The 22,816-nt window shown below is 66.4% G+C and carries 15 protein-coding genes; 7 read left to right on the top strand and 8 right to left on the bottom strand.

The features are described 5' to 3' along the window. Nucleotides 1–8 precede the first annotated feature (8 nt). A complete protein-coding gene (locus AC5RVY_RS09075; RefSeq protein WP_493954389.1) occupies nt 9–2,516 on the top strand; it encodes a DNA gyrase/topoisomerase IV subunit A in 2,508 nt (835 codons plus the stop codon). 9 nt (nt 2,517–2,525) lie between these two features. Next, nucleotides 2,526–3,044 (top strand): DinB family protein, encoded by a 519-nt coding sequence (locus AC5RVY_RS09070; protein WP_493954388.1) that lies wholly within the window; start codon nt 2,526–2,528, stop codon nt 3,042–3,044. Here the strand turns inward: AC5RVY_RS09070 and cydD are convergent. The 3 genes from cydD to AC5RVY_RS09055 are packed head-to-tail and all read right to left on the bottom strand — an operon-like array spanning nt 3,026 to nt 9,245. Beyond that, nucleotides 3,026–6,562, bottom strand: a complete 3,537-nt coding sequence (cydD, locus tag AC5RVY_RS09065) for a thiol reductant ABC exporter subunit CydD (RefSeq protein WP_493954387.1) — start codon at nt 6,560–6,562, stop codon at nt 3,026–3,028. The genes AC5RVY_RS09070 and cydD overlap by 19 nt on opposite strands. A 1-nt stretch (nt 6,563) precedes the next feature. After that, the gene (gene cydB, locus AC5RVY_RS09060; RefSeq protein WP_493954386.1) at nt 6,564–7,613 is read right to left on the bottom strand and encodes a cytochrome d ubiquinol oxidase subunit II; all 1,050 of its coding nucleotides are present in this window, start codon (nt 7,611–7,613) and stop codon (nt 6,564–6,566) included. Between the two features lie 27 nt (nt 7,614–7,640). Then, nucleotides 7,641–9,245 carry a cytochrome ubiquinol oxidase subunit I gene (locus AC5RVY_RS09055; RefSeq protein ID WP_493954696.1) on the bottom strand — a complete coding sequence of 535 codons (1,605 nt, stop codon included), beginning with the start codon at nt 9,243–9,245 and terminating at the stop codon, nt 7,641–7,643. Between the two features lie 273 nt (nt 9,246–9,518). On the opposite strand from AC5RVY_RS09055, the gene AC5RVY_RS09050 reads away from it, so the two are divergent. Together AC5RVY_RS09050 and AC5RVY_RS09045 are read left to right on the top strand one after the other, a co-directional pair. Continuing rightward, nucleotides 9,519–9,905, top strand: coding sequence for a BlaI/MecI/CopY family transcriptional regulator (locus AC5RVY_RS09050; protein WP_493954385.1), 387 nt, complete (start codon nt 9,519–9,521; stop codon nt 9,903–9,905). Nucleotides 9,906–9,911: 6 nt separating this feature from the next. Then, on the top strand, nt 9,912–10,934 hold the full coding sequence (locus AC5RVY_RS09045; protein WP_493954384.1) for a M56 family metallopeptidase: 1,023 nt from the start codon (nt 9,912–9,914) through the stop codon (nt 10,932–10,934). Nucleotides 10,935–11,040: 106 nt separating this feature from the next. Here AC5RVY_RS09045 and AC5RVY_RS09040 read toward each other — a convergent pair whose 3' ends face one another. Then, a complete protein-coding gene (locus AC5RVY_RS09040) occupies nt 11,041–13,149 on the bottom strand; it encodes a DNA gyrase/topoisomerase IV subunit B (protein ID WP_493954383.1) in 2,109 nt (702 codons plus the stop codon). Between the two features lie 255 nt (nt 13,150–13,404). On the opposite strand from AC5RVY_RS09040, the gene AC5RVY_RS09035 reads away from it, so the two are divergent. Next, nucleotides 13,405–13,626, top strand: a complete 222-nt coding sequence (locus AC5RVY_RS09035; RefSeq protein ID WP_493954382.1) for a DUF7455 domain-containing protein — start codon at nt 13,405–13,407, stop codon at nt 13,624–13,626. Nucleotides 13,627–13,887: 261 nt separating this feature from the next. On the opposite strand, the gene AC5RVY_RS09030 is transcribed toward AC5RVY_RS09035, so the two are convergent. The 4 genes from AC5RVY_RS09030 to AC5RVY_RS09015 form a co-directional block, all read right to left on the bottom strand. Further along, nucleotides 13,888–15,201: an RNA polymerase sigma factor gene (locus AC5RVY_RS09030; RefSeq protein ID WP_493954381.1), complete on the bottom strand. Its 1,314-nt coding sequence runs from the start codon at nt 15,199–15,201 to the stop codon at nt 13,888–13,890. A 271-nt stretch (nt 15,202–15,472) separates the two neighbouring features. Further along, entirely contained in the window at nt 15,473–16,765 is a 1,293-nt protein-coding gene (locus tag AC5RVY_RS09025; RefSeq protein WP_493954380.1) for a DUF4192 domain-containing protein, read from the bottom strand. A 102-nt stretch (nt 16,766–16,867) separates the two neighbouring features. Further along, the gene (locus AC5RVY_RS09020) at nt 16,868–18,217 is read right to left on the bottom strand and encodes an MFS transporter (RefSeq protein ID WP_493954379.1); all 1,350 of its coding nucleotides are present in this window, start codon (nt 18,215–18,217) and stop codon (nt 16,868–16,870) included. A 78-nt stretch (nt 18,218–18,295) separates the two neighbouring features. Next, nucleotides 18,296–19,258, bottom strand: a complete 963-nt coding sequence (locus AC5RVY_RS09015; RefSeq protein WP_493954378.1) for a proteasome assembly chaperone family protein — start codon at nt 19,256–19,258, stop codon at nt 18,296–18,298. A gap of 261 nt (nt 19,259–19,519) precedes the next feature. Between AC5RVY_RS09015 and AC5RVY_RS09010 the strand changes: the two genes are divergently transcribed. Together AC5RVY_RS09010 and lpdA are read left to right on the top strand one after the other, a co-directional pair. Continuing rightward, entirely contained in the window at nt 19,520–21,046 is a 1,527-nt protein-coding gene (locus AC5RVY_RS09010) for a leucyl aminopeptidase (protein ID WP_493954377.1), read from the top strand. A gap of 272 nt (nt 21,047–21,318) precedes the next feature. Then, nucleotides 21,319–22,701, top strand: coding sequence for a dihydrolipoyl dehydrogenase (gene lpdA, locus AC5RVY_RS09005; protein ID WP_493954376.1), 1,383 nt, complete (start codon nt 21,319–21,321; stop codon nt 22,699–22,701). Nucleotides 22,702–22,816: the final 115 nt, after the last annotated feature.

The raw sequence follows: 22,816 nt of genomic DNA, 5'->3' as shown, positions 1-22,816 counted from the left end.
CAACCCCCATGGCCCGCCGCCAAAGTTCCGCCCCCGCTGTGGAAGACAGCTCCCCCTACACGGAAAACATCGTGGACATTGATGTCACCTCCGAGATGGAAGGCTCCTTCCTCGAGTACGCCTACTCGGTGATCTACTCCCGGGCTCTTCCGGACGCCCGGGACGGACTGAAGCCCGTGCAGCGGCGCATCCTCTACATGATGAGCGACATGGGCCTGCGCCCGGACCGCGGCCACGTCAAAAGCGCCCGTGTGGTGGGCGAGGTCATGGGCAAGCTGCACCCGCACGGCGACACCGCCATCTATGACGCCATGGTGCGCATGGCCCAGGACTTTTCGCTGCGGTTGCCGCTGATTGACGGGCACGGCAACTTCGGCTCGCTCGACGACGGCCCGGCGGCCCCGCGGTACACCGAGGCCCGGATGGCTGCCGCCGCCCTCACCCTCACCGACCACCTCGACGAGGACGTGGTGGACTTCGTCCCCAACTACGACAACCAGCTGACCCAGCCGGAAGTCCTGCCGGCCGCGTTCCCCAACCTGCTGGTCAACGGCGCCACGGGCATCGCCGTCGGCATGGCCACCAACATGGCCCCGCACAACCTGGTGGAAGTCATCTCCGCCGCCCGGCACCTGATTGCCAACCCCGATGCCACGCTGGATGACCTCATGCGGTTCGTCCCCGGCCCGGACCTGCCCAGCGGCGGCCGGATCGTGGGTCTGGACGGCATCCGTGATGCCTACGCCACCGGCCGCGGTTCCTTCAAGACCCGGGCTAAGGTGGAGATCGAGCAGCTCTCGGCGCGCCGGACCGGCCTGGTGGTCACCGAACTGCCCTACATGGTGGGTCCCGAAAAGGTCATCGAAAAGATCAAGGACGCCGTCAACGCCAAGAAGCTGACCGGCATCAGCGACATTGTGGACCTGACCGACCGCAAGCACGGGCTGCGCCTGGTCATCGAACTGAAGAACGGCTTCAATCCGAACGCGGTGCTCCAGCAGCTCTACCGGTACTCGCCGATGGAGGATTCCTTCGGCATCAACAACGTGACCCTGGTGGACGGCCAGCCGCAGACACTGGGCCTGGTACAGCTGCTGACGGTTTACGTGAACCACCGGATCGACGTGGTGCGCCGCCGTACCGTGTTCCGGCTCGGGAAGAAGAAGGACCGCCTGCACCTGGTGGAGGGCCTCCTCATCGCCATCGTGGACATCGACGAGGTCATCCAGATCATCCGGTCCTCAGACGAGGCCGCCGCCGCGCGCGCCCGGTTGATGTCCATCTATGACCTCACCGAGATCCAGGCGAACTACATCCTGGAACTGCGGCTCCGCCAGCTGACCAAATACTCCCGGATCGAGCTTGAGAAGGAACAGGACGAGCTGCGCCGCGAAATCGCGGAGTTGGAGGCCATCCTGGCCTCGGATGAACGCTTGCGGACCCTGGTGTCGGACGAACTCGGCGCCCTCGCCGAGGAGCATGGGACTCCTCGCCGGACCCTGCTGCTCGAATCCGAAGCCGTCTCCCCCACGGTTGCCGCTGAACTGGCCGCCCCGGGCAAGAAGGGCAAGGCCGTGCCGCTGGCCCTGGAAATTGCCGACGACCCCTGCTGGGCCATCCTTACGGCTTCCGGCCAGATCGCACGCACCAGCAACCAGGAGCCCCTGGCCGAGGCCGGGCCGAGGAACAAGCACGATGTGTTCACCTCTGTGGTGAAGACCTCGGCTCGCGGCGAAATCGCCGCCGTCACCTCCCTGGGGCGGATGCTCCGCCTGCAGGTGATGGACATGCCGGTGCTGCCCCCGGTGTCGGGCCTGCCCAACCTTGCCGGCGGTGTCCCGGCGAAGGACTTCATCACCCTGCAGAAGGGGGAATCCCTGGTGGCCTTCGCGCGGCTGGACGAAGTCCTGGCCATCGGCACCGCCCAGGGGATTGTGAAGCGGGTCCAGCCGGACTATCCCCTGAACCGTGAGGACTGGGAAGTCATTGCGCTCAAAGACAAGGACTTCGTGGTGGGTGTGGCACCCGCCGGAGCTGACGACGCCGAGCTGGTGTTCCTGACCAGCCAGGCGCAGCTGCTCAAGTTCGGGGCGGCCGGCGTGCGGCCCCAGGGACGCACTGCCGGAGGCATGGCGGGCATCAAGCTGGCCCCGGGTGACAAGGTTCTGTTCTTCGGCGCCATCCAGCCCAAGGATGAGGCCGCGGTGGTGGTGACCATTGCCGGCACTACGGGCGCGCTTCCGGGAACGGCCCCCGGCACCGCCAAGGTGACCGCCATCGCCGAGTACCCGGCGAAGGGACGCGCAACGGCGGGAGTCCGGGCACACCGGTTCCTGAAGGGCGAGGACACCCTCCTGCTGGCCTGGGCCGGCCATGGTCCGGCAAAGGCGTCTTCCGCCGCCGGCGTGGCGCGGTCCCTTCCGCAGGAGCACGGCCGGCGCGACGGCTCCGGCATTCCCCTGTCCCAGCCGGTTGACGCGGTGGGGCCTGCCATGGCCTGGCCTGATCCCGCTTAGACTGCTGCCATGCCAATCGTTCCTGATGAAAAGGACTGGACCTGGGTCCTGACCCGTCCCTGCCCTGAGTGCTCGTTCGATGCCACCGCCGTTACGCCTTCCACGGTCCCTGGCAGCATCGAGAGCATGCTCCCCCGGTGGCGCGCGGTTCTCCGCAGGCCCGACGCAGCGGAGCGGCCGAACAGCCACACGTGGTCCCCGCTGGAGTACGCCTGCCATGTCCGGGACGTGTTCAGCCTTTTCGACCAGCGGCTGAACCTCATGCTGGATTCAGACGACGCCCGGTTCAACAACTGGGACCAGGACCAAACGGCCATCGACAGGGATTACGCCAACGCCGACCCGGCCGTCGTCAGCGCCGAGCTCACCGCTGAGGGAAAGCAGGCCGCCGAGTCATTCGCCGCTGTCCGGGAGTCCGAGTGGGGCCGCAAGGGGCTGCGCAGCAACGGCTCCGTCTTTACGGTGATGACCCTGGCCCAGTATTTCCTGCACGACGTGGTCCACCACCTTCACGACGTGGACGGCTGATCCCCCGCATAGGACGCCACCAGGTTTTCACCGGTATTTCCTGAACCGGAGACCTCTGAACCCGGGCCCTCTGAACCTGCCGCCAGCACCAGGCGCGCGTCCTCCGGCAGGATGTCAGCCGGATTATGTGTCACCAGCACCACAGTGCGGTGGCGCAGCCCCTGCCGCAGGTCCGCCAGCATGGCCCGGGCCGACTCCGCATCCAGGTGCGCCGTCGGCTCATCCAGCAGGACCACCTCGGCGCCGGTCATTAACGTGCGGGCCACGGCCAGGCGTTGGCGCTCCCCGCCGCTCAAGAACGCCCCGCCCGGACCGATCCTGGTATCCAGGCCGGCCGGCAAGCGCTCCAGGAGGCCGGCCAGGCCCACCGACGCGAGCACGTCGAGCAATTCAGCGTCGGCGTGCTGCGCTTCGGCCTGTTGTACGCCCGCCTGTTGTCCACCCGCCTGTTGTCCACCCCCCTGGTGTCCCCAGGCGGGCCCGCTGCCGGGCTTACCCAGCAGCAGGTTTCCACGGATCGTCGAATCGAACAGGTGCGCTTCCTGCGGGCACCAGGCGGCCCGGCCCGTCACGCCGATCCGCCCCGCGGCGACAGGGAGGAAGCCCAGCAGGACTGAGAGCAGGGTGGACTTCCCCGAGCCCGACGGCCCCGTCACCGCGAGCCACCGCCCGGGTTCCGCCACGGCGGTAAGCCCGGAAAATACTGGCGCACCCCCGGTCCAGGCGGCGGAAAGCCCGGCCAGTTCGACGCCGGGAAGCCCGCCCGGGCGGGCAGCAACGGCCTGCAGCCCGTCCTGCATCCGTTTCTCCTGCCGGCCCTCGTCCAGTGCCCCGGACTCTGCGACGCGCTGCATGACGGTCCGCAGCGCCGGAAACTGGCGCACCGCCGTCGTCATCGCCGCGTATGGCTCCACCAACGCAAGGAGCAGCAGCACCACCACTGCCGCGGTTTCCGGGGTGAGCCTGCCTGCAAGCACGGCCGGCCCCGCAAGCCAGGCGGCGGCCAAGGCGGCGGAGGCGCAGGCAGCGGTGGTGATTGCCTGGCCCAGGCCGTCTGCCCAAGCTGAGCGCTGCGAGGCCCTGGTGGCATTGCGGTCCTGTGCACGCAGGTCATCCAGGACGCGGGGAGCTGCTCCGTTCGCATGAAGCTCGGCCCGTGCGTCAAGGGCGGCTGAAACGCGGCGCAGAACACCCGACCGGAGGAGCTGCTCGGCAACAGCAGACCTGCGGTCACCCCAGAGGGCAACAGCCGGGGCGAGCAGGAGGCTCACCACGCTGGCCGCGAGCACGGCCGGAAGCGCTGCGGGCACCAGCAGTGAGGTGGTGGCCAGGGCCACCACGGAAACAGCAAGTGCCGTGACCGGCGGCAGCACCACGCGCGGCAGGAGGTCGCGGACGGTATCGACGTCGTCAATCACCGTCCCCAGGACGTTGCCGCCCTGCAGCAGGCGCCGCAGCGGCAGGGCGCGCCGGCTCAGCGACTCCCAGAGCCGGCCCCGGAGCCGGGTCAGGGCGGCGAACACGGCGTCGTGCAGGAGGAGCCGTTCGCAGTACCGCAGCACGGCCCGGCCGATCCCGAAGAAACGTACGCCAACGATCGCTGTGAGCAGGTACAGGATGGGCGGCTGCCCGGCGGCGCGGATAATCAGCCAGCCGGACAGGCCCGACAGGGCGACGGCGAAGACCGCGGCCAGGGTGCCCACCACTGCTGCTGCCGCGAACTTGCCCCTGACGGGCGCCAGGAGTGCCTGAAGCAGGCGCGCGGCGCTGTACCGGGCGTTACCCTGCGTGGCGTTGCGGGCAGGGGCCGGCGCAACGTCCGGCTGGGCTTGAGTTGTCGAGGCGCCCGCCGTCGCACCGCTGCGCGGGGCAACCGCCGGGCCGGCACTACCTTCCGTGTCCGGAGCCGTGAGGCCGTTTCCGCTTACTGGCACCAGGTGTTCCGCGAGCGCGCGGGTACGTTCCCCATGCGCCACCAGGATGACCGTCACCTGGCCCCGGAGCTTCCTGATGGTGTCCTCCACCAGCATCGCCGATTCGTCGTCCAGATGGGCGGTGGGTTCGTCCAGCAGGAGGATGGTGGCGCCGGCCTCGATCCTGGCGAGCCCGCGGGCCAGTGCCACCCGGCGCAGCTCACCGGGGCTGAGCTCTGCCGGGTGCTTGCCTGCAAGGTGGCCGGCGGCAGCGCGGGCCAGGCAGTCACGGGCCGCAACCTCCGCCGCATGGCGGCCGATCGCGCCGGCACCCGCCCCGCCCGTGAGGTACAGCACGATCTCGTCGAGGACCGATTCGGCCACCATGACCGGGTGTTGCGGAACCCAGGCAATGTCCTTGCGGTCCATGCCGGAAATGGTGCCGCTGACTGTGGTTCCCGCTCCCTGGCCAATGGTCCCGGCCAGGACACCCAGGACGGTGCTCTTGCCCGTTCCGCTGGGCCCGTCCAGTGCAGTGATCCGGCTCTGCGGCGCGGTGAAGGTGAGCGGGCCGACGGCGGGCCGGGACCTTCCCGGATAGGTGACCGTAAGGCCGGTGACGGTGATGGGAGCACCGGGCCTGCCGGCCCGGACAGCGGGAAGCGGCTGCGGCTCGGGCGCTTCGGTGACTGCGGTGGTTTCGGCGAGCGCCACCCTGCCGTCATCGCTGGCGTGGTGGGCGGTACCGAGTTCGCGCAGCGGAAGGTAGCAGTCCGGGGCAAGGATCAGGGCCAGCAGGCCGGCTTCCAGGGGCATCCCGCCGTGCACCAGCCGGACACCGATGAACACTGCCACCACGGCCACCGAGATGGTGGCGATCAACTCCAGTGCCAAGGCCGAGAGGAACGCGGTCCGCAACGTCCCCATGGTGCGGGACCTGTATTCCTCCGAGATCTCCTCCAACGCTTTCCGCTGTGCGGTGGCGCGTCCCAGGCCCACCAGGACAGGAAGCCCCTTGGCCAGCTCGAGCATGTGGGTGGACAGCCGGGCGAGGGACGCCTGGGCTTCGCGGACGTTCTCCTCGGTGTACCGGCCGATCAGCACCATGAACAGCGGAATCAGCGGAACGGTCAGGACGATGACCACCGCGGAGACCCAGTCCGCGAAGAGGATCCGGGCACCCACGAGCAACGGGATGGCCGCGCAGTTCACCAGCGCGGGCAGGAACTGCGTGTAGTAGCTGTCCAGCGCATCCAGGCCGCGGGTGGCCAGCACGGCGAGTCCGCCGTCGGCAGGTCCTGTCCCGCGGACCCCGTTCCGCAGCGCCTTTTCCAGCAGCCCGGCGCGCAGCTCCTCCTTGATGCCGAGCGCTGCCCGCCGCGCCGTAACCGCCTGCCCCCACACGGTCAGGGACCGAAGGACAACACCGGCCATACCGGCAGCGATCTGCTCGGCCCACCCCGGGTTCCCCGCCACAAGTCCGGCGAGCACCGAAGCCACCGCCTGGCCGATCAGGACCAGGGACAACGCCTTGAGGGCGGCGAGGAGTCCCAGCCAGTAGATGGCGGAACGGGTGGCCGGGCCGGACGGGAAAGTGGGACGCATGTCAGCCTTTGTTGGTGAAAGCCTTGGCCGCGACGGCCGGCAGGAAACTGTGGGCTTCCGGGATGTGGGCGGCACTGACCCGCCTCCGGAACACCCAGTAGGTCCAGGCCTGGTAGGCGATGACCAGGGGGAGGCCGAAGGCGGCCACCACGCTCATCAGGCCCAGAGTGTAGTCCGAGGACGAAGCGTTGGAAATAGTGAGGTCAAAGGCCCCGTCCAGCGTGGAAGGCAGCACCACCGGGAAAGCGGCCCCGAAGATTGACGCCGAGCCCAGGGCCAGGAAGGCTCCCAGCGCCACGAACGCCTTCCCCTCCGCCCCCTTGCGGGCCATTGACCAGGCCGCCACTGCCGCCGCCACTGCCAACAGCACCAGCGCCCAGGTCCAGGGCTTTCCTTCGAGGATCTGGATGGCTACGGCCCACCCGGCAATGGGCAGGAGCAGGACGGGCAGCAGCCGGACGAACCAGCGCCGCGCACGGTGCCGTACTTCGCCGTCGGTCTTCAGGGCAAGGAAAGCCAGGGCATGCAGCAGCGCGAAACCGACGACGGCGAGTCCGCCGAGGACCGCATAGCCGTTGAACCAGGCGAACGCCCCGCCCTCACGGTCGCCGTTGGCGTTCAGCGGAAGTCCTGTTGTGGTCAGGGCTAGCGCTGCTCCTACGCCGAAGGCTGCGAAGAAGGAGCCCAGGGCGATGGCCCAGTCCCAGCTGGCCCGCCACTGCTCGTTATCCACCTTCCCGCGGTACTCGAAGGCCACGGCCCGGAAGATCAGTGCCACAAGGACCACGAGCAGCGGCAGGTACAGGGCGGAGAACAGCGAGGCGTACCAGAGCGGGAAGGCCGCGAAGGTGGCTCCGCCGGCGGTCAGGAGCCACACCTCGTTGCCGTCCCAGACCGGCCCCACGGTGTTGAGCAGGACGCGGCGCTCGGTGTTGTCCCGGGCAAACAGCTTCATCAGCATGCCCACGCCGAGGTCAAAGCCCTCCAGGAAGAGGTACCCCGTCCAGAGCACTGCGATGGCGATGAACCAGATGGTTGGCAGCAGTTCCATTCCTTGTTTCCTCTGCTCTTGGCGCGACTAGTAGGCGAAGGCCAGGACGTCGTCGGCGGGTTTGCCACCGCCCGGGCCTTCGGGGCCAGGGGTGGCATCTTCGTTTTCGTCCACCGGGGCGTGGACGAGCTCAGGCATCGCGGAGACCACACCGCCCCGGATGTACTTGACCAGGAGCTTGACCTCCACCACCAGCAGTACGGCGTAGATGGCGGTCAGGGTGACCAGCGATGCCAGCAGTTCGCCGGCAGAAACGCCGGGCGATACCGCCGCGGCGGTGAACATAAACACCTGGTCGATCCCGCTGGGGTCCGGGTTGGGTGCCACCACAAAGGGCTGCCGGCCCATCTCCGTGAAGATCCACCCGGCGGCGTTGGCACCGAAGGGGGCAAGGATCCCGAAGACGGCAAGGCGCATCAGCCACCGGGAGTCGGGGACAGTGCCCTTCCGGGTCAGCCAGAGGGCAACCAGGGCGGCCAGCGCTGCGAGGCCGCCGAAACCGATCATCATGCGGAAGCCCCAGTAGGTGACCTCCATGACCGGAAGATAGTCGATTTCCTGGCCGGCCCGTTCGCCGTAGATGGGGTTGTCCGGCAGGTTGGTGCCGTACTTCTCCTTGTATTCGGGCAGCAGGCTGTTGACGCCCTTGACCTCTGTGGTGAAATCGCCCTTGGCCAGGTAGGAGAGGATTCCGGGAACCTCGATCACTGCCACAATCTCGTCGCAGTTCTGTGAGCCGATGTTGCCGATGCTCAAGACGGAGAAGCCCGTGCCGTCGTGGCAGGCCGCTTCGGCGGCGGCCATTTTCATGGGCTGCTGCTCGAACATGAGCTTCCCCTGGAGGTCGCCGGTCAGTGCGGTTCCGGCGAAGGAGATCATGGCTACCACGGCACCGATCCGCAGGGACCGGAGCCAGACCTGGTGGTCGTTCCGGTCCCGGCCCGGAATGTCCCTGGCCTCACCCGGGATGACCTTGCCGTCGGCACCCACGGTGTCGACGCCGTCGCGCCGCCTCCGCCAAAGGTGGTACCAGGCGATGCCCAGGAGGAAGCCGCCTGCCACGGCGAGGGCGCCGAAGAGGGTGTGCGGCACAGCCACGAGGGCGGTGTTGTTGGTGAACACTGCCCAGGCGTCGGTCATGACCGGCCGGCCGTCGACCATCTCGACGCCCACGGGGTGCTGCATCCAGCTGTTGGCCACGATGATGAAGTACGCGGAGAACACAGAGCCGATCACCGCGACCCAGAGGCACGCGAGGTGGATGGCCGGCTTGAGCTGCTTCCAGCCGAAGATCCACAGGCCCAGGAAGGTGGATTCAACGAAGAAGGCCAGCAGGGCCTCGAGCGCAAGCGGGGCACCGAAGACATCTCCTACAAACCGGCTGTACTCGCTCCAGGCCATGCCGAACTGGAACTCCTGGACGATGCCGGTGGCCACTCCCATGATGAAGTTGATCAGGAAGAGCTTTCCCCAGAATTTGGTCATCCGGAGGTATTCGGGCTTTCCCGTGCGGTGCCAGAGGGTCTGAATCACGGCCACCACCAGGCCCAGGCCGATGGTCAGCGGGACCATCATGAAGTGGTAGACGGTGGTGATGCCGAATTGCCAGCGTGCGATTTCCAGAGCGTCCATAGCGTCCATGGCTGTCCCTACTGTGAGCCGGGCAGGTTTTCTACGTTCTGTAGAAACTCTAACTTCTACAAAGTGTAGAACAACGCTGGCGGCGTGCGAAACGGGTTGCAGCACCCCTGCGCAGCTGCGGCAGGGCGTAAACCGCACGTGTTCTACCCAATGTAGAAAGTGAAGCGGAATCGGGGTAAATTGGATCCTGTAGTAGTAGGTAAACGCATGATGTCACCGCCTGTCCATGGCAAGCGGTGCGGGGAAACAAAAAGGATGAGTGCAATGGCTAGTCTTGGTGAACTGGAACGGGCAGTGATGGACCTGCTCTGGGCGGGCCATGAAGCAGCCACCGCGAACACGTTGCGGGACCGGCTCGCACAGACGTCGGCCGGCCAGGACGGCACCTCTGCCCATGAGGGCAAGGAACTGGCCGTTACCACCGTGCTCACCGTCCTGTCGCGGCTGGAGAAGAAGGGCCTGGTGGAACGCGAACGCGGCACCCGTCCGCACCGCTACCAGGCAGTGTCCAGCCGTGAAGACCACACCGCTGAGCTGATGCATGAAGTCCTGGGGTCAGCCCCGGACCGCGAGGCCGTGCTGGCACGCTTTATTGGTTCCGTTTCCGAAGGTGAAGCCGAGACCCTGCGCAAACTGCTTGGCCACATTTAACGGACCATGTTCTGGGCCTCATACCTGCTGGCGGTCCTTGCGATAGTCCTGGCGTGGCCGGTGCCTATCCTCCTCTCGCGCGCCCAGTGGCCCGCGAGGTCCCCCTTCACAGCGATGGTGCTGTGGCAGGCCATTGCACTTGCCGGTGGCCTGTCCATGATCGGTGCCATGCTGGTGTACGGCCTGGAGCCCATCGGCGATAACCTCATCGCAGGCCTGCGGGCGCTTGCGGGCATGGTGCTCTTCAACGCGCCCACCACGGATTTGGGTTTCTGGCATATCTTCGCGCTGTCCGCCGCGGCGCTGCTGACGGCCCACCTGGTGTTCACCCTGCTGCTGACCTACTACAAGATCGAACGCCAGCGGCGGCGGCACCGAGAACTTCTCGCGCTCCTGGCCTCCCCGTCCGCCGAAGGTGCCGGAACGCTGGTCATCAGCCACGATTCGCCCGTTGCCTACTGCCTGCCGGGCGGGGCACGCTCCGTGACAGTACTCTCCGACGGCCTGATGGCCGCGCTTGAGCCCGCCGAACTCCGTGCCGTGCTGATTCATGAGAATGCGCACCTGAGCCAGCGGCACCACTTGCTGCTGTGGGCGTTCGCCGCCTGGCGGCAGGCGCTCCCCTGGCTTCCCACCACCCGGCTCGCCCAGGAGTCCGTCAACTCCCTGATCGAGATGCTGGCCGACGACGTTGCCCTCAAGACCGAAAGCAAGGCCACGCTGATCAAGGCCATTGCCATTGTTGCCAGCGGAGCCGCCAGGACCCCGGGCGATGCCGAACTCCAGTCCAGCCCCTCCGGGCTGTCCCCATCCGGGGTATCCCCGTCCGGATTGTCCTTGGCCGGGCTAGATTCAGGGGCCGCAGCCGCAGGCTCGGACTCGGCCCGCACCACCGCGTCCCGTGTCAGCCGGCTGCTCTCCTCCCAGCCGCAGCTGCCCGCCCCGGTCCGCAGCCTGGTGCTCGCGGGCTGTGTACTCCTGCTGGCGCTGCCTACGGCCCTGCTGATGGTGCCGGGCCTGTTCGGCTGAGTCCGCCGTCGGCTGGCCTGCCGCCGTGGGCGCTGCCCGTCCGTCCTGCCTGTCCTGCCGGTCCGTCCTGCCGCCATAATCCGCCGGGCGTGGGGCCCGCACGCGCTTAGGCGTCGATGCGCTCCCGGTCGAGGCTTGAGGCACCGGCGATGATAAAGTCCTTGCGCGGCGAGACGTCCGAACCCATGAGCAGGTCAAAAATCTCCTCCGCCTGCTTGGCGTTATCGATCCCCACCTTGCGCAGGGTGCGGTGGCGCGGGTCCATGGTGGTCTCGGCCAACTGCTCGGCGTCCATCTCCCCCAGGCCCTTGTACCGCTGGATGGGCTCCTTGTACCGTTTGCCCTCCTGGGCCAGGCGGGCCAGGAGCACGTGAAGCTCGGCCTCGGAGTAGGTGTAGATCATTTCGTTGGCCTTCTGGCCGGCGTTGATGACCTCCACCCGGTGCAGCGGCGGCACCGCGGCGAAGACCCGGCCCTCTTCGATCATGGGCCGCATGTAGCGGAAGAAGAGCGTCAGCAGGAGGGTGCGGATGTGCGCGCCGTCCACATCCGCGTCCGTCATCAGGATCACCTTGCCATAGCGGGCGGCACTGATATCGAAGCTGCGGCCGGAGCCCGCACCCACCACCTGGATGAGGGCCGCGCATTCGGCATTGGAGAGCATGTCCCCCACCGACGCCTTCTGGACGTTGAGGATCTTGCCGCGGATGGGCAGCAGGGCCTGGAAGTCCGAGGACCGGGCAAGCTTGGCGGTCCCCAGCGCCGAGTCACCTTCCACGATGAACAGTTCGGAACGTTCGACGTCGTCGGTGCGGCAGTCAGCAAGCTTGGTGGGCATCGAGGAGGTTTCCAGCGCGTTCTTGCGCCGTTGGGTCTCCTTGTGCACGCGGGCCGAGATACGGGACTTCATCTCGCTGACGATTTTTTCCAGCAGCAGCGCGGACTGGGATTTGTCGTTTTTGTTGGCGGAGGTGAGCTTGGCGGTGATTTCACGCTCCACCACCCTCGAGACGATGGCACGCACAGCGGAGGTGCCCAGGATTTCCTTGGTCTGGCCTTCGAACTGCGGCTCGGCCAGGCGCACTGTCAGGACGGCCGTGAGGCCGGCGAAGATGTCGTCCTTCTCGATTTTGTCGTTGCCGGCCTTGAGCTTGCGGGCGTTGTTTTCCACGGCTTTGCGGAAGGTCTTGACCAGTGCCTGCTCGAAGCCGGACTGGTGCGTGCCGCCCTTGGGAGTGGAGATGATGTTCACGAAGCTCCGGACGGTGCTGTCGTAACCGATCCCCCAGCGCAGGGCCACATCGACTTCACAGTCGCGCTCCACCTCGGCGAGCTGGCTGTGACCGCGTTCGTCCAGCACGGGGACGGTTTCCTTGAACTTGCCCGATCCATGCAGCCGCCAGACGTCGGTGACGGCGGGATCGGCGGCGAGGAACTCGACGAATTCGGAGATGCCGCCGTCGTGGTGGAAGACCTCCTCATGCGGGCCGGATTCCCCGGGAGTCCCGGGGACCTTCCTCTCGTCGCGCACTGTCAGCTTGAGGCCGGGCACCAGGAAGGAGGTCTGCCGGGCCCGGGCCGCGAGTTCGTCGTAGGAGAACTTTGCGTCCGGGGTGAAGATCTGGCGGTCCGCCCAATACCGGATTCTGGTCCCGGTGACGCCGCGTTTGGCCTTGCCCACCACGTCCAGGACTGAGTCATCCACAAACGGGGTGAAGGGCGCGGCCGGGTCGATCCTGGAACCGGTGTCCTGGAAGCGCCCGGGTTCGCCGCGGCGGAAAGACATCTTGTAGGTTTTGCCGCCGCGGTCCACCTCGACGTCGAGGCGGGCAGACAGGGCGTTCACCACCGATGCGCCTACGCCGTGCAGGCCACCTGAGGCGGTGTAGGAGCCGCCGCCGAACTTGCCGCCGGCGTGGAGCTTCGTGAACACCACTTCGACGCCGGTCAGCCCCGTTTTCGGTTCCTTGTCGATGGGGATGCCGCGGCCGTCGTCGTGGATTTCCACGGAGTTGTCTGCGTGGAGGATGATCTTGATGTCATGGCCGAATCCGGCGAGAGCCTCGTCAACGGAGTTGTCGATGATTTCCCAGAGGCAGTGCATCAATCCGCGGGAGTCAGTGGAACCGATGTACATGCCCGGGCGCTTGCGGACGGCTTCGAGGCCCTCCAGTACAGACAGGTGCCGGGCGGTGTAATCAGAACTTGGTGCCACCGGTGGTGAACTCCTTCAGGGACGGAACAGCGGGCTGGGAATCGCTCTTCCTAGGGTAGTCGGCCGGGCCTTGGACGGCCGACTGCCACACCCGCCGGCGCCTGTGCCCCGCGCCACTTAGCGGCTCGTTGCAGGGCCTGCGCAGATCTTGACGCACTCTTGCGGATACGCGGACAGCGAACTTGCCCCATCCTTGCGATGGTTTTGTTACGAATACTGGTTATATAGACGTACTGATCTACTAAGGAGGCCGACATGACAACAGCAGTGGCAGACCGCACACTCAACGCACTCGACCGGTGCGATCGTTGCGGAGCCCAGGCATATGTCCGGGTTGTACTGGAGACCTCCGGCGGTGAGCTGCTTTTCTGCGGCCACCACGCCCGTGCAGTTGAAGCGACGCTCAAGCCGTTGAGCTCCGACTGGCACGATGAGACGGGGAAGCTTCACGAGAAAGCTGCCGTAGAAATCGACTAGTTCAACCGAAGCTGTCGGGACCTCACCGGAAGGTGGGGTCCCGACTCGTTTAAGCCCCAGCAGCGTCGGCAGGCGCCTAAGGTGCGGCTCCGGGCCAATCCCCGCCACCACCTCCGCAGTCCACACCGCAACGCCCCACCACCTCCCGCAGGGCATTCGGGTTAACGGCAGAGAATCCGGCAACGCTTAAGCAAGGCGGCCCGCCGGACGCTGCACCCGGAGAGGGCGCAGCAGCCGGCGGGCCGCCTTTAACTACTGGTTTTAGTCCAGGTAATCCCGCAGGACCTGCGACCGTGAGGGGTGGCGCAGCTTGGACATGGTCTTTGATTCGATCTGGCGGATGCGCTCACGCGTTACTCCGTAGACCTTGCCGATTTCGTCTAAAGTCTTCGGCTGTCCGTCGGTCAGCCCGAACCGCATGGCAACAACGCCTGCCTCGCGCTCGGAGAGGGTGTCCAGTACCGAGTGGAGCTGTTCCTGCAGGAGAGTGAAGCTAACAGCGTCAGCCGGGACAACGGCCTCGGAGTCCTCGATCAGGTCGCCGAACTCCGAATCGCCGTCCTCGCCCAGGGGCGTGTGCAGCGAGATGGGCTCGCGGCCGTACTTCTGGACCTCGACCACCTTTTCGGGTGTCATGTCCAGTTCGAGAGCCAGCTCTTCCGGTGTGGGTTCGCGGCCGAGGTCCTGCAGCATCTGCCGCTGGACGCGGGCCAGCTTGTTAATGACTTCAACCATGTGCACCGGGATACGGATGGTGCGTGCCTGGTCTGCCATGGCGCGGGTGATCGCCTGGCGGATCCACCAGGTGGCGTACGTGGAGAACTTGAAGCCCTTGGTGTAGTCGAACTTCTCCACTGCGCGGATGAGGCCGAGGTTGCCTTCCTGGATCAGGTCCAGGAACAGCATGCCGCGTCCGGTGTAACGCTTGGCCAGCGACACCACCAGGCGGAGGTTGGCCTCGAGCAGGTGGTTTTTGGCGCGCTTGCCGTCGTGGATGATGAACTCAAGCTCGCGCTTGTACTTCGGGTCCATCGAGCCGTCGTCTGCGTTGATCTTCTCTTCGGCAAACAGTCCGGCTTCGATCCGGAGCGCAAGGTCCACTTCCTGCTCGGCGTTGAGCAGTGCAACCTTACCGATCTGCTTCAGGTAGTCCTTCACGGGGTCGGCAGTAGCACCCGCGGACATCACCTGCTGGACAGGCGCGTCGTCGTCATCGGCATCCGAGTAGACGAAACCCTTGCCCGAGCCGGCAGCGCCCTTTACAGGGTCCGCCTCGGCGTCCTCTTCAACAACGTCAGGGCCTTCGAGGACGATGTCGTCGAGGTCTTCCTCAACTTCTTCTGCATCATCGTCGGCGTCAGACGCCGATTTGCCGGCAGCCTCGGCTGCAGCTTTCGCACCGGGCTTGGGGCCGCGCTTTTTGGGCTCACGCTTGACGTCCGCACCAGCTTCACCGGCAGAAGCCTTGTTGGCTGCCCGAGTGGCGGCCCGCTTGGCGCTCGTTGCAGCCTGCTTCTCCTCAGCGGACAGTTCGTCCTGGGCGGCGGGGTCCTTCTTCGTGGAAGACGGGGTCACAGAAAACCTTTCTAGCGGTGGTCTGTGGAATCACCATACGGGCAACACCACTATGACCCTGTCAAGTCCGTGGTGGAAACCAAGCGCCACCACGGCCGGCAGAGTCTATAAATAGAACTGCCGGAGCGGCTGTAATGTTCCCCGAAAGGACCCGTTACAAGCACTCGATACACGGACCCAACCGGGTCTCGGCAACCATTGTCTCACGTTTCCCCGAATACGACCTCCCGGGCTACCGCCAGCCTGGCCTTTCAGCCCGCATCCGTGGCCTTCAAGCAGCGTCCGGCCCGAATTTTTGCCAGGCAGCCTCCTTCCGGGCGGCCCAGCCGCACAAAGTACCTCTGCGGACCAGTTCAAGCAGCAGTTCCGCCAGCCGGTAGCCGGGTTCGATCTCCAGCGCCTCCTGGAAATATGCGGCGGAGTACGAGCCACGTCCGCGGCACCACGCAATCCAGCCTCTTACCGTTAGTGCTGCAGCTGCCGGAGCACCGCCCAGGACGGCCAGTTGCTCCATGACCAGGTCAAGGGAGTCCATGGTCCGCCATTGCGGCACTAACGGCTCAGCTCCCATGAGGACGTCACCATAGCGCGGGGTCCCCGGACGGTCAGGGGACTCCGGGAGGCTTTCATTGGGAACTTCGTGAAGGTCAATGGCCTGCATTGTGTATGAGGGAGGGCCGGGAGGATCGATCGTCCCGGCCGGGAGTGTTTCCTGGCGTGAATCTTCCGCGGCGGGCTCCAGTGGCCCCAACCCGGCGTCGCTGCCAAAGAATCCGAACTCCTCAGCCCCTGCTGCCGCGGCCGGCCTTCCGGCCGCGGCCATCACCATCACAGCGTCCCGCCAGGCGGGTACCAGGAGCGTGGCCCGGAGGAAGGCGTCGCGGTGCACTGAGGGTTGAACCCTGCCACCGGAGCTACGGGCCAACATTGCTTCCCACTGCCGCAATACGGCGTCAAACTGCGGCCGGCTGTTCCGCCGCAGTTGCAGCTGGGCCCACCACACGGCTTCGGCCTCCAGCACCGCGGTGCGGTGGACGTCCGGGACAGCGGCCGGGGTGGGCCGTTCCTCGGGCGGCGGCCCTACGCTGCTGCCCCGGTACACCATCTCGGTACTGAGCAGGCTGTCCCGGATCTGCTGCACAGGACGTCCCGGCAGCGGGCAGCAGGCGGTGTCCGCGCACCATGCATCCCGCCAGTAGCGGTCTCCTACGAACCAGGCCTCCTTCACGGGCATGCCGGCCCCGTCCAGTGCCGATTCAAGCCCAAAAAGCAGCCCGTCATAGCAGCCGGGCCCGGACAACCAGCCGTTGTTGGTGAAGAGGGCCAGCAGGGTACCGTCAGCATGTTCATCAGCTTCCAGGTACCCGGTCACTGTTCCGGCGAAGGCCGCAGGATCGGCGAGCACAGCAGGGCCGGGAAGATCCAGCCGGAGGGTGGCCCCCAATCTTTTGCCCTGAAGCGTCATAGCCACCAGGCTGTTGGCCGGCCAGTATCCCAGTGAGTGGGGGATGAAGCCCAGGATGTCTTCCGGGCCGCGGACTGTGAGGCGTTCTGGAGGTGTCATGGCTCCAGCATTCGCCTGCACCGCGCAGCTGTGCAGCAGGGGCTGCGGCTATGTGGACATTACTGAGAATCCCGGCCTGTGGAGGACCAGTGGCGCGGGCCGTTATTGTTCGTCGGAGGCCGCGGCCTTGCTGCGCCGGGCCAGGCTTTCGCGGCGCTGGCGGGCCAGGGCGGTGCGAAGCGGCGGCACCACAACACCCTGCGCTGCCATCTGCCGCCGCACCTTCCGCCGGCACACCAGCATGGCAACGGTGCCGAAGCCCAGCAGCAGGAACTGGATGCTGAGGGCAATCCGGAAGGGCTCCAGCCCGTACAGGATGCCCTGGGAGAACCCGCTGGCGTAGAGCACGTCCAGCACCAAACCGATGAGGAAGATGGCAACGAGTGCTGCAATGAACCCGCCCACATTGACAATTCCGGTGGCAGTGCCGATCCGGTGTGCCGGGTTGAAGGTCCGCGCGAAGTCAAAGCCGATCATGGATCCGGGCCCCCCGATGGCGAGCACCACCACGAGGCCGGCCAAGAGCCACAGCGGCGAACGGCCCGGCGTCAGCAGGACAGCGGCCCAGGCCCCCGCAGTGGCGGCCGCGATCAGGAGGACCAGGGTGGAACGCCGCAACGGGTGGCGGGAGACAAAGCGTCCGATGAAGGGGCCCACGGCCATGGCAGCGGCAACATACAGCGCCATGAGGGCGGCAACCGTTCCGGCGTCCAGGCCCTGGCCCGAAATCAGGAACGGGTAGCCCCACGTCATCGCAAAGACGGTGCCGCTGAACTGGATGGTGAAGTGGCTCCACAGGCCCAGCCGCGTTCCCGGCTGGCGCCACGCACGGGCCAGCGAGGTGCCGGTAGCCTTCAGGCCCTGCTGGGGCTTGGGCCGTTCTGTGCCCGGCGGCGCATCCTGCAGGAGCAGGACCACCAGGACCACGGCGAGGCCGGACATCCCCGCCAGCATCAGGAACGCCGGGGTCCAGCCGGCAGCGTGGAGGACAAACGCGAATGGCAGGACGCTGAACAGCTGCCCTAACTGCCCGGACATGCCGGTCAGCTGCGTCACCAGCGGCACCCGGGCCGGGGCAAACCACAGCGGGATCAGGCGGATCACCGAGATGAAGGTCATGGCGTCGCCCGCCCCCACCAGGACCCGGCCGGCCACGCCACCGGGGATGCTGTCCGCGAACGCCAACTGGAGCTGGCCGAGGCCCATCAGCACGGCGCCGCCCGCGATCATGGCGCGGGAGCCGAATCGGTCCACCAGCAGCCCCACCGGAATCTGGAGCCCGGCGTACACAAGGAGCTGCAGTACGGTGAAAAACGAGATTGCGGAGGCACTGGCGTGGAACCGCTCCGTAGCCTCCAGGCCCACCACCCCGAAGGACGTGCGCTGCGAAACCGCGACGAGGTACCCGAAGATTCCAATGGTCCAGATCAGCCAGGCTCGGGGTGCAGTCACTTCTTCATTATGCCCGGATGCCGCCGTCGGTCCGGCGACGGCCTCCGTCGGCAGGCGTCCGGCTGCCGCCAGTCCCTGCTAGCGGCTTCTGCTGTCCCCGGCGCTGCTGCCCGGGTTTTCGCGCGCGAGGTATGCCTCAACTGCGGCGCCGAGGACGTCCGCGTTGGGCAGCTCGTCGTTTTCGTCGGCGAGCAGCGAGCGGCGGACGGTGCCTTCTGCCTTTTCGTCATAGCGCGTCTCCAGGCGGGACACCACCTGCTGGACTTCCTCGGAGGCGTCGATCTGCTCTGCGATCTGGCGGCTGACCTCACGGCCGGCCTCACGGAGCCGGTCCGAGGGCAGCATCAGTGACGTGGCCGCGCCCAGGTATTCAAGACCGGCGACGGCGGCGGTGGGGTATTCGGCCTCCGCCAGGTAGTGCGGCACGTGGATGACGTAGCCGGCCACGTTGCGGCCCGCCTCCACGAGGCGCAGTTCCAGGATGTGCCCCACTGCAGCGGGGACCTCCACGGTGGGCTTCCACACCGAGATGCCCTCGATCAGCTCCGGCCTGTTGCCGTGCACCGTGACGCCCACCGGGCGGGTGTGGGGAACGGGCATGGGGATCGAGTGGATCCAGGTGACCAGGTTGACGTCGAGTTTCTCCACGATGCCCACCACGGCGCGGGCGAACCGTTCCCACTGCAGGTCAGGTTCGAAGCCTGCCAGGAGCAGGAAGGGATTGCCGAGGCCGTCCACAAGCCGGTACAGCGCGAGGCGGGGCTCCTGGTAGTCCTGCAGGTGGTCCTCCACGAAGGTCAGATGCGGCCTGCGGGAGCGGTAGTCGATGAGCTGGTCGGCATCGAAGACGGCGACGGTCTGGGCGTCGAGCGAGTCCAGCAGTTCAGCGTTGATCTGCTTCACCACCTGCCCGGCGTCGGCGAATCCGGTGAACCCCATCACCAGGTTCAGCCCCTTGAGCTCCGGGCTGTGGAACAGCTCAATGTTGCTTGCATAAAGCGCGTCGGGGTCCAGCAGGGAGCCGGAGAACCGTTCAAGCACGGCATGTTCCTTTCGTAGGTGCGGGTGGACATCCTCTACAACGCCGCTGGACAGCTGTGCATTCCTGCGCCCCGGTGTGGCGCACATCTCAGGAAATTCACTGGCCCAGCCGGGGACGGGCTACGATCGGAACTGGCCTGCCAGACGGGCTTGCAGACACCCGGGCTGCGTCCCGAACGACGGCAATCCGGGCATCCATGGCAGAGCGGCCGAACATGCATCCCTGCCCGAACATCTCTCGAGAATTGAGGACTGATCCCTGTGGTCAAGAATACTGAAATCAACCTTAGTACCCTCGCCAGGGACCTGAAGAAGAGGCCCAGTGACGCAGTGGTCATCGGTGTGGGAAAGGGCCCTGACGGTCCGGTCCTCCTCGACAATCCGCTGACGGCCAAGAGCGCAGAGGCGCTGGCCCAGTCCCTCAAGTCCCTCGGCGTCACCGGCGCGGCGGATCAGGTGGTCCGCCTGCCCGGCCTTCCGGAAACGGGAGCCGGAATCCTGGTTCTTGCCGGCACCGGCAGCGTTTCGGCAGCGCAGCCGCTCAGGGGAGAAACGCTGCGCCGGGCCGCAGGTTCCGCTGTCCGCCAGCTGGCCGGCCTCGCCACCGTTGTGCTGGCGCTTCCGACGGCGTCCGTTGCCGACGTGGCCGCAGTCGCCGAGGGTGCCGCCCTGGGCGCCTACTCCTTCACCGAATTCAGGTCCTCCAGGGACGGACTGAAGGACCCGGTCAAAAACGCGGTCATCTTCACGGACCTGGCAGGCAACGACGGCGTGGATGGAGCGGTGAAGCGGGCCGGGCTGATCGGCAAGGCAGTCAACGCCACCCGGTCGCTGGTCAACCAGCCGCCCAGCCACCTCTACCCGGAAACGTTCGCCGAGGCTGCGAAGGACCTGGCGAAGGGCCTGCCCGTCAAAGTCACTGTCTGGGACGAAAAGCGGCTGGAAAAGGAAGGCTTCGGCGGCATTATGGGCGTCGGCAAAGGATCTGCCCGCCAGCCGAGACTGGTCAAGGTCGAGTACTCCCCCGCCAAGGCAACGTCGAAGATCGCCCTCGTCGGTAAGGGCATTACCTTCGACACCGGCGGCATTTCCATCAAGCCGGCCCTCGGCATGGGGGACATGAAGAGCGATATGGCCGGCGCCGCCGTCGTGCTTAACACTGTCCTGGCCCTCGCGGGACTTGGCCTGCCGGTCAAGGCGACCGCGTGGCTCTGCATCGCGGAGAACATGCCCTCCGGTGCGGCTTCCCGCCCGGCGGACGTCCTCACCATGTTCGGCGGAAAGACCGTTGAGGTCCTGAACACCGACGCCGAGGGCCGGCTTGTCATGGCCGACGGCATCGTGGCTGCCAGCCGTGAATATCCGGACGCCATCATTGACGTCGCCACCCTCACCGGTGCGCAGCTCATCGCCCTGGGAAACCGTACGGCCGGTGTGATGGGTTCGGACAGTGTGACGGGCGCGTTGAAGGCCGCGGCGGACCGTGCGGGCGAGCTCGTGTGGCCCATGCCCCTGCCCGAGGAACTGCGCCCCAGCCTCGATTCCCAGGTTGCGGACCTGGCCAACATCGGCGAACGCCACGGCGGCATGATGACGGCGGCCGTTTTCCTCCGCGAATTCGTGGGTAAGGGCAAGGACGGGGAGCAGATCCCCTGGGCCCACATCGACATTGCCGGGCCTTCCTTCAACAACGGAAGCCCCTACGGCTACACGCACAAACAGGGAACGGGCTCCACCGTCCGGACCCTGGTGGCCTATGTGGAGGACATCCTGGCCAAGGCGGCATGACACCACCGGCCTGGCGGGCGGCCGCCCCGGCCGGCAGCTACGCGCCCTGCGGCACCGGAATGTTCCTTCCGCCGCAGGGCCGCGTGACACTCGACACAAGCGCTCCACAAACGCGGCACCAAGGTGGAGCATGGATAAGTGGTTCGCTAAGGTGAACCACGGTAGTCACAAATGCAAGAGAACAAGCACGCTGACATAATCACGGCAGTGCAAGTTCCAAGACCAGATGATGCGCGGAGAACGCGTCATCGTTCACGCGAGGGAGCGTTTAAGTGGCCGATCAGGCAACTGCGCAAGAATTCGACATCCTGGTACTCGGTGGAGGCAGCGGCGGGTACGCTGCCGCCCTGCGGGCCGTACAGCTAGGCCTGACCGTCGGCCTCGTGGAGAAGGCAAAGCTGGGCGGCACCTGCCTCCACAACGGCTGCATCCCCACCAAGGCGCTACTGCACTCTGCAGAGCTCGCCGACCACGCCCGTGACTCTGCCAAGTACGGCGTGAACGTCACCCTCGACGGCATCGACATCACCGCCGTCAACGCGTACAAGGACGGCATCATCGCCGGCAAGTACAAGGGCCTGCAGGGACTCATCAAGTCCAAGGGCATCACCGTCATCGAAGGTGAGGGCAAGCTCCAGGGCACCGACACCGTCGTAGTCAACGGGACCGCGTACAAGGGCAAGAACATCATTCTGGCCACCGGGTCCTACTCCCGCACCCTCCCCGGCCTGGAAATCGGCGGCAAGGTCATCACCTCGGACCAGGCCCTGACCATGGACTCCATCCCCAAGAGCGTCATCATCCTGGGCGGCGGCGTGATCGGCGTCGAGTTCGCTTCCGTCTGGAAGTCCTTCGGCGTGGACGTCACCATCGTGGAGGGCCTGCCCTCGCTGGTCCCCAATGAGGACGCCACGATAGTGAAGAACTTCGAGCGCGCCTTCAAGAAGCGCGGCATCAAGTTCTCCACCGGCGTGTTCTTCCAAGGCGTCGAGCAGAACAACGACGGCGTCAAGGTCACCCTGGTGGACGGGAAGACGTTCGAAGCTGACCTGCTGCTCGTCGCCGTCGGCCGTGGCCCCGTCACCGCCAACCTGGGCTACGAGGAAGCCGGCATCACCATCGACCGCGGCTTCGTTATCACCAACGAGCGCCTGCACACCGGCGTCGGCAACATCTACGCCGTCGGCGACATCGTCCCCGGCGTCCAGCTGGCCCACCGCGGCTACCAGCAGGGCATTTTCGTGGCCGAGGAAATCGCCGGCCTCAAGCCGGTGATCGTCGAGGACATCAACATCCCCAAGGTCACCTACTCCGACCCCGAAATCGCCACCGTGGGCTACACCGAAAAGGCAGCCAAGGAGAAGTTCGGCGAGGACCAGGTCCAGACCCAGGAGTACAACCTCGCCGGCAACGGCAAGAGCTCCATCCTGGGCACCTCCGGACTGGTCAAGCTGGTCCGCCAGAAGGACGGCCCCGTGGTGGGCGTCCACATGATCGGCGCCCGTATGGGCGAGCAGGTGGGCGAAGCCCAGCTGATCGTGAACTGGGAAGCATACCCCGAGGACGTGGCGCAGCTGGTGCACGCCCACCCCACCCAGAACGAGGCCCTGGGCGAAGCCCACCTGGCACTCGCGGGCAAGCCCCTTCACGGCTAGTCTCCCCCAAGCACCAAAGGGCCTGGTGCACCCGGCACGCAATGCCGGGTGCACTAGGCTGGCCAACAAGGCAGCAATCATCCGCACTAAAGATCAATAAGGAGAACGGGGACGA

It is taken from the genome of Arthrobacter sp. Ha26, assembly GCF_059091705.1.
The sequence above is the reverse complement of the archived record's forward strand: the minus strand, read 5'-3'. Positions and strand labels throughout refer to the sequence as shown.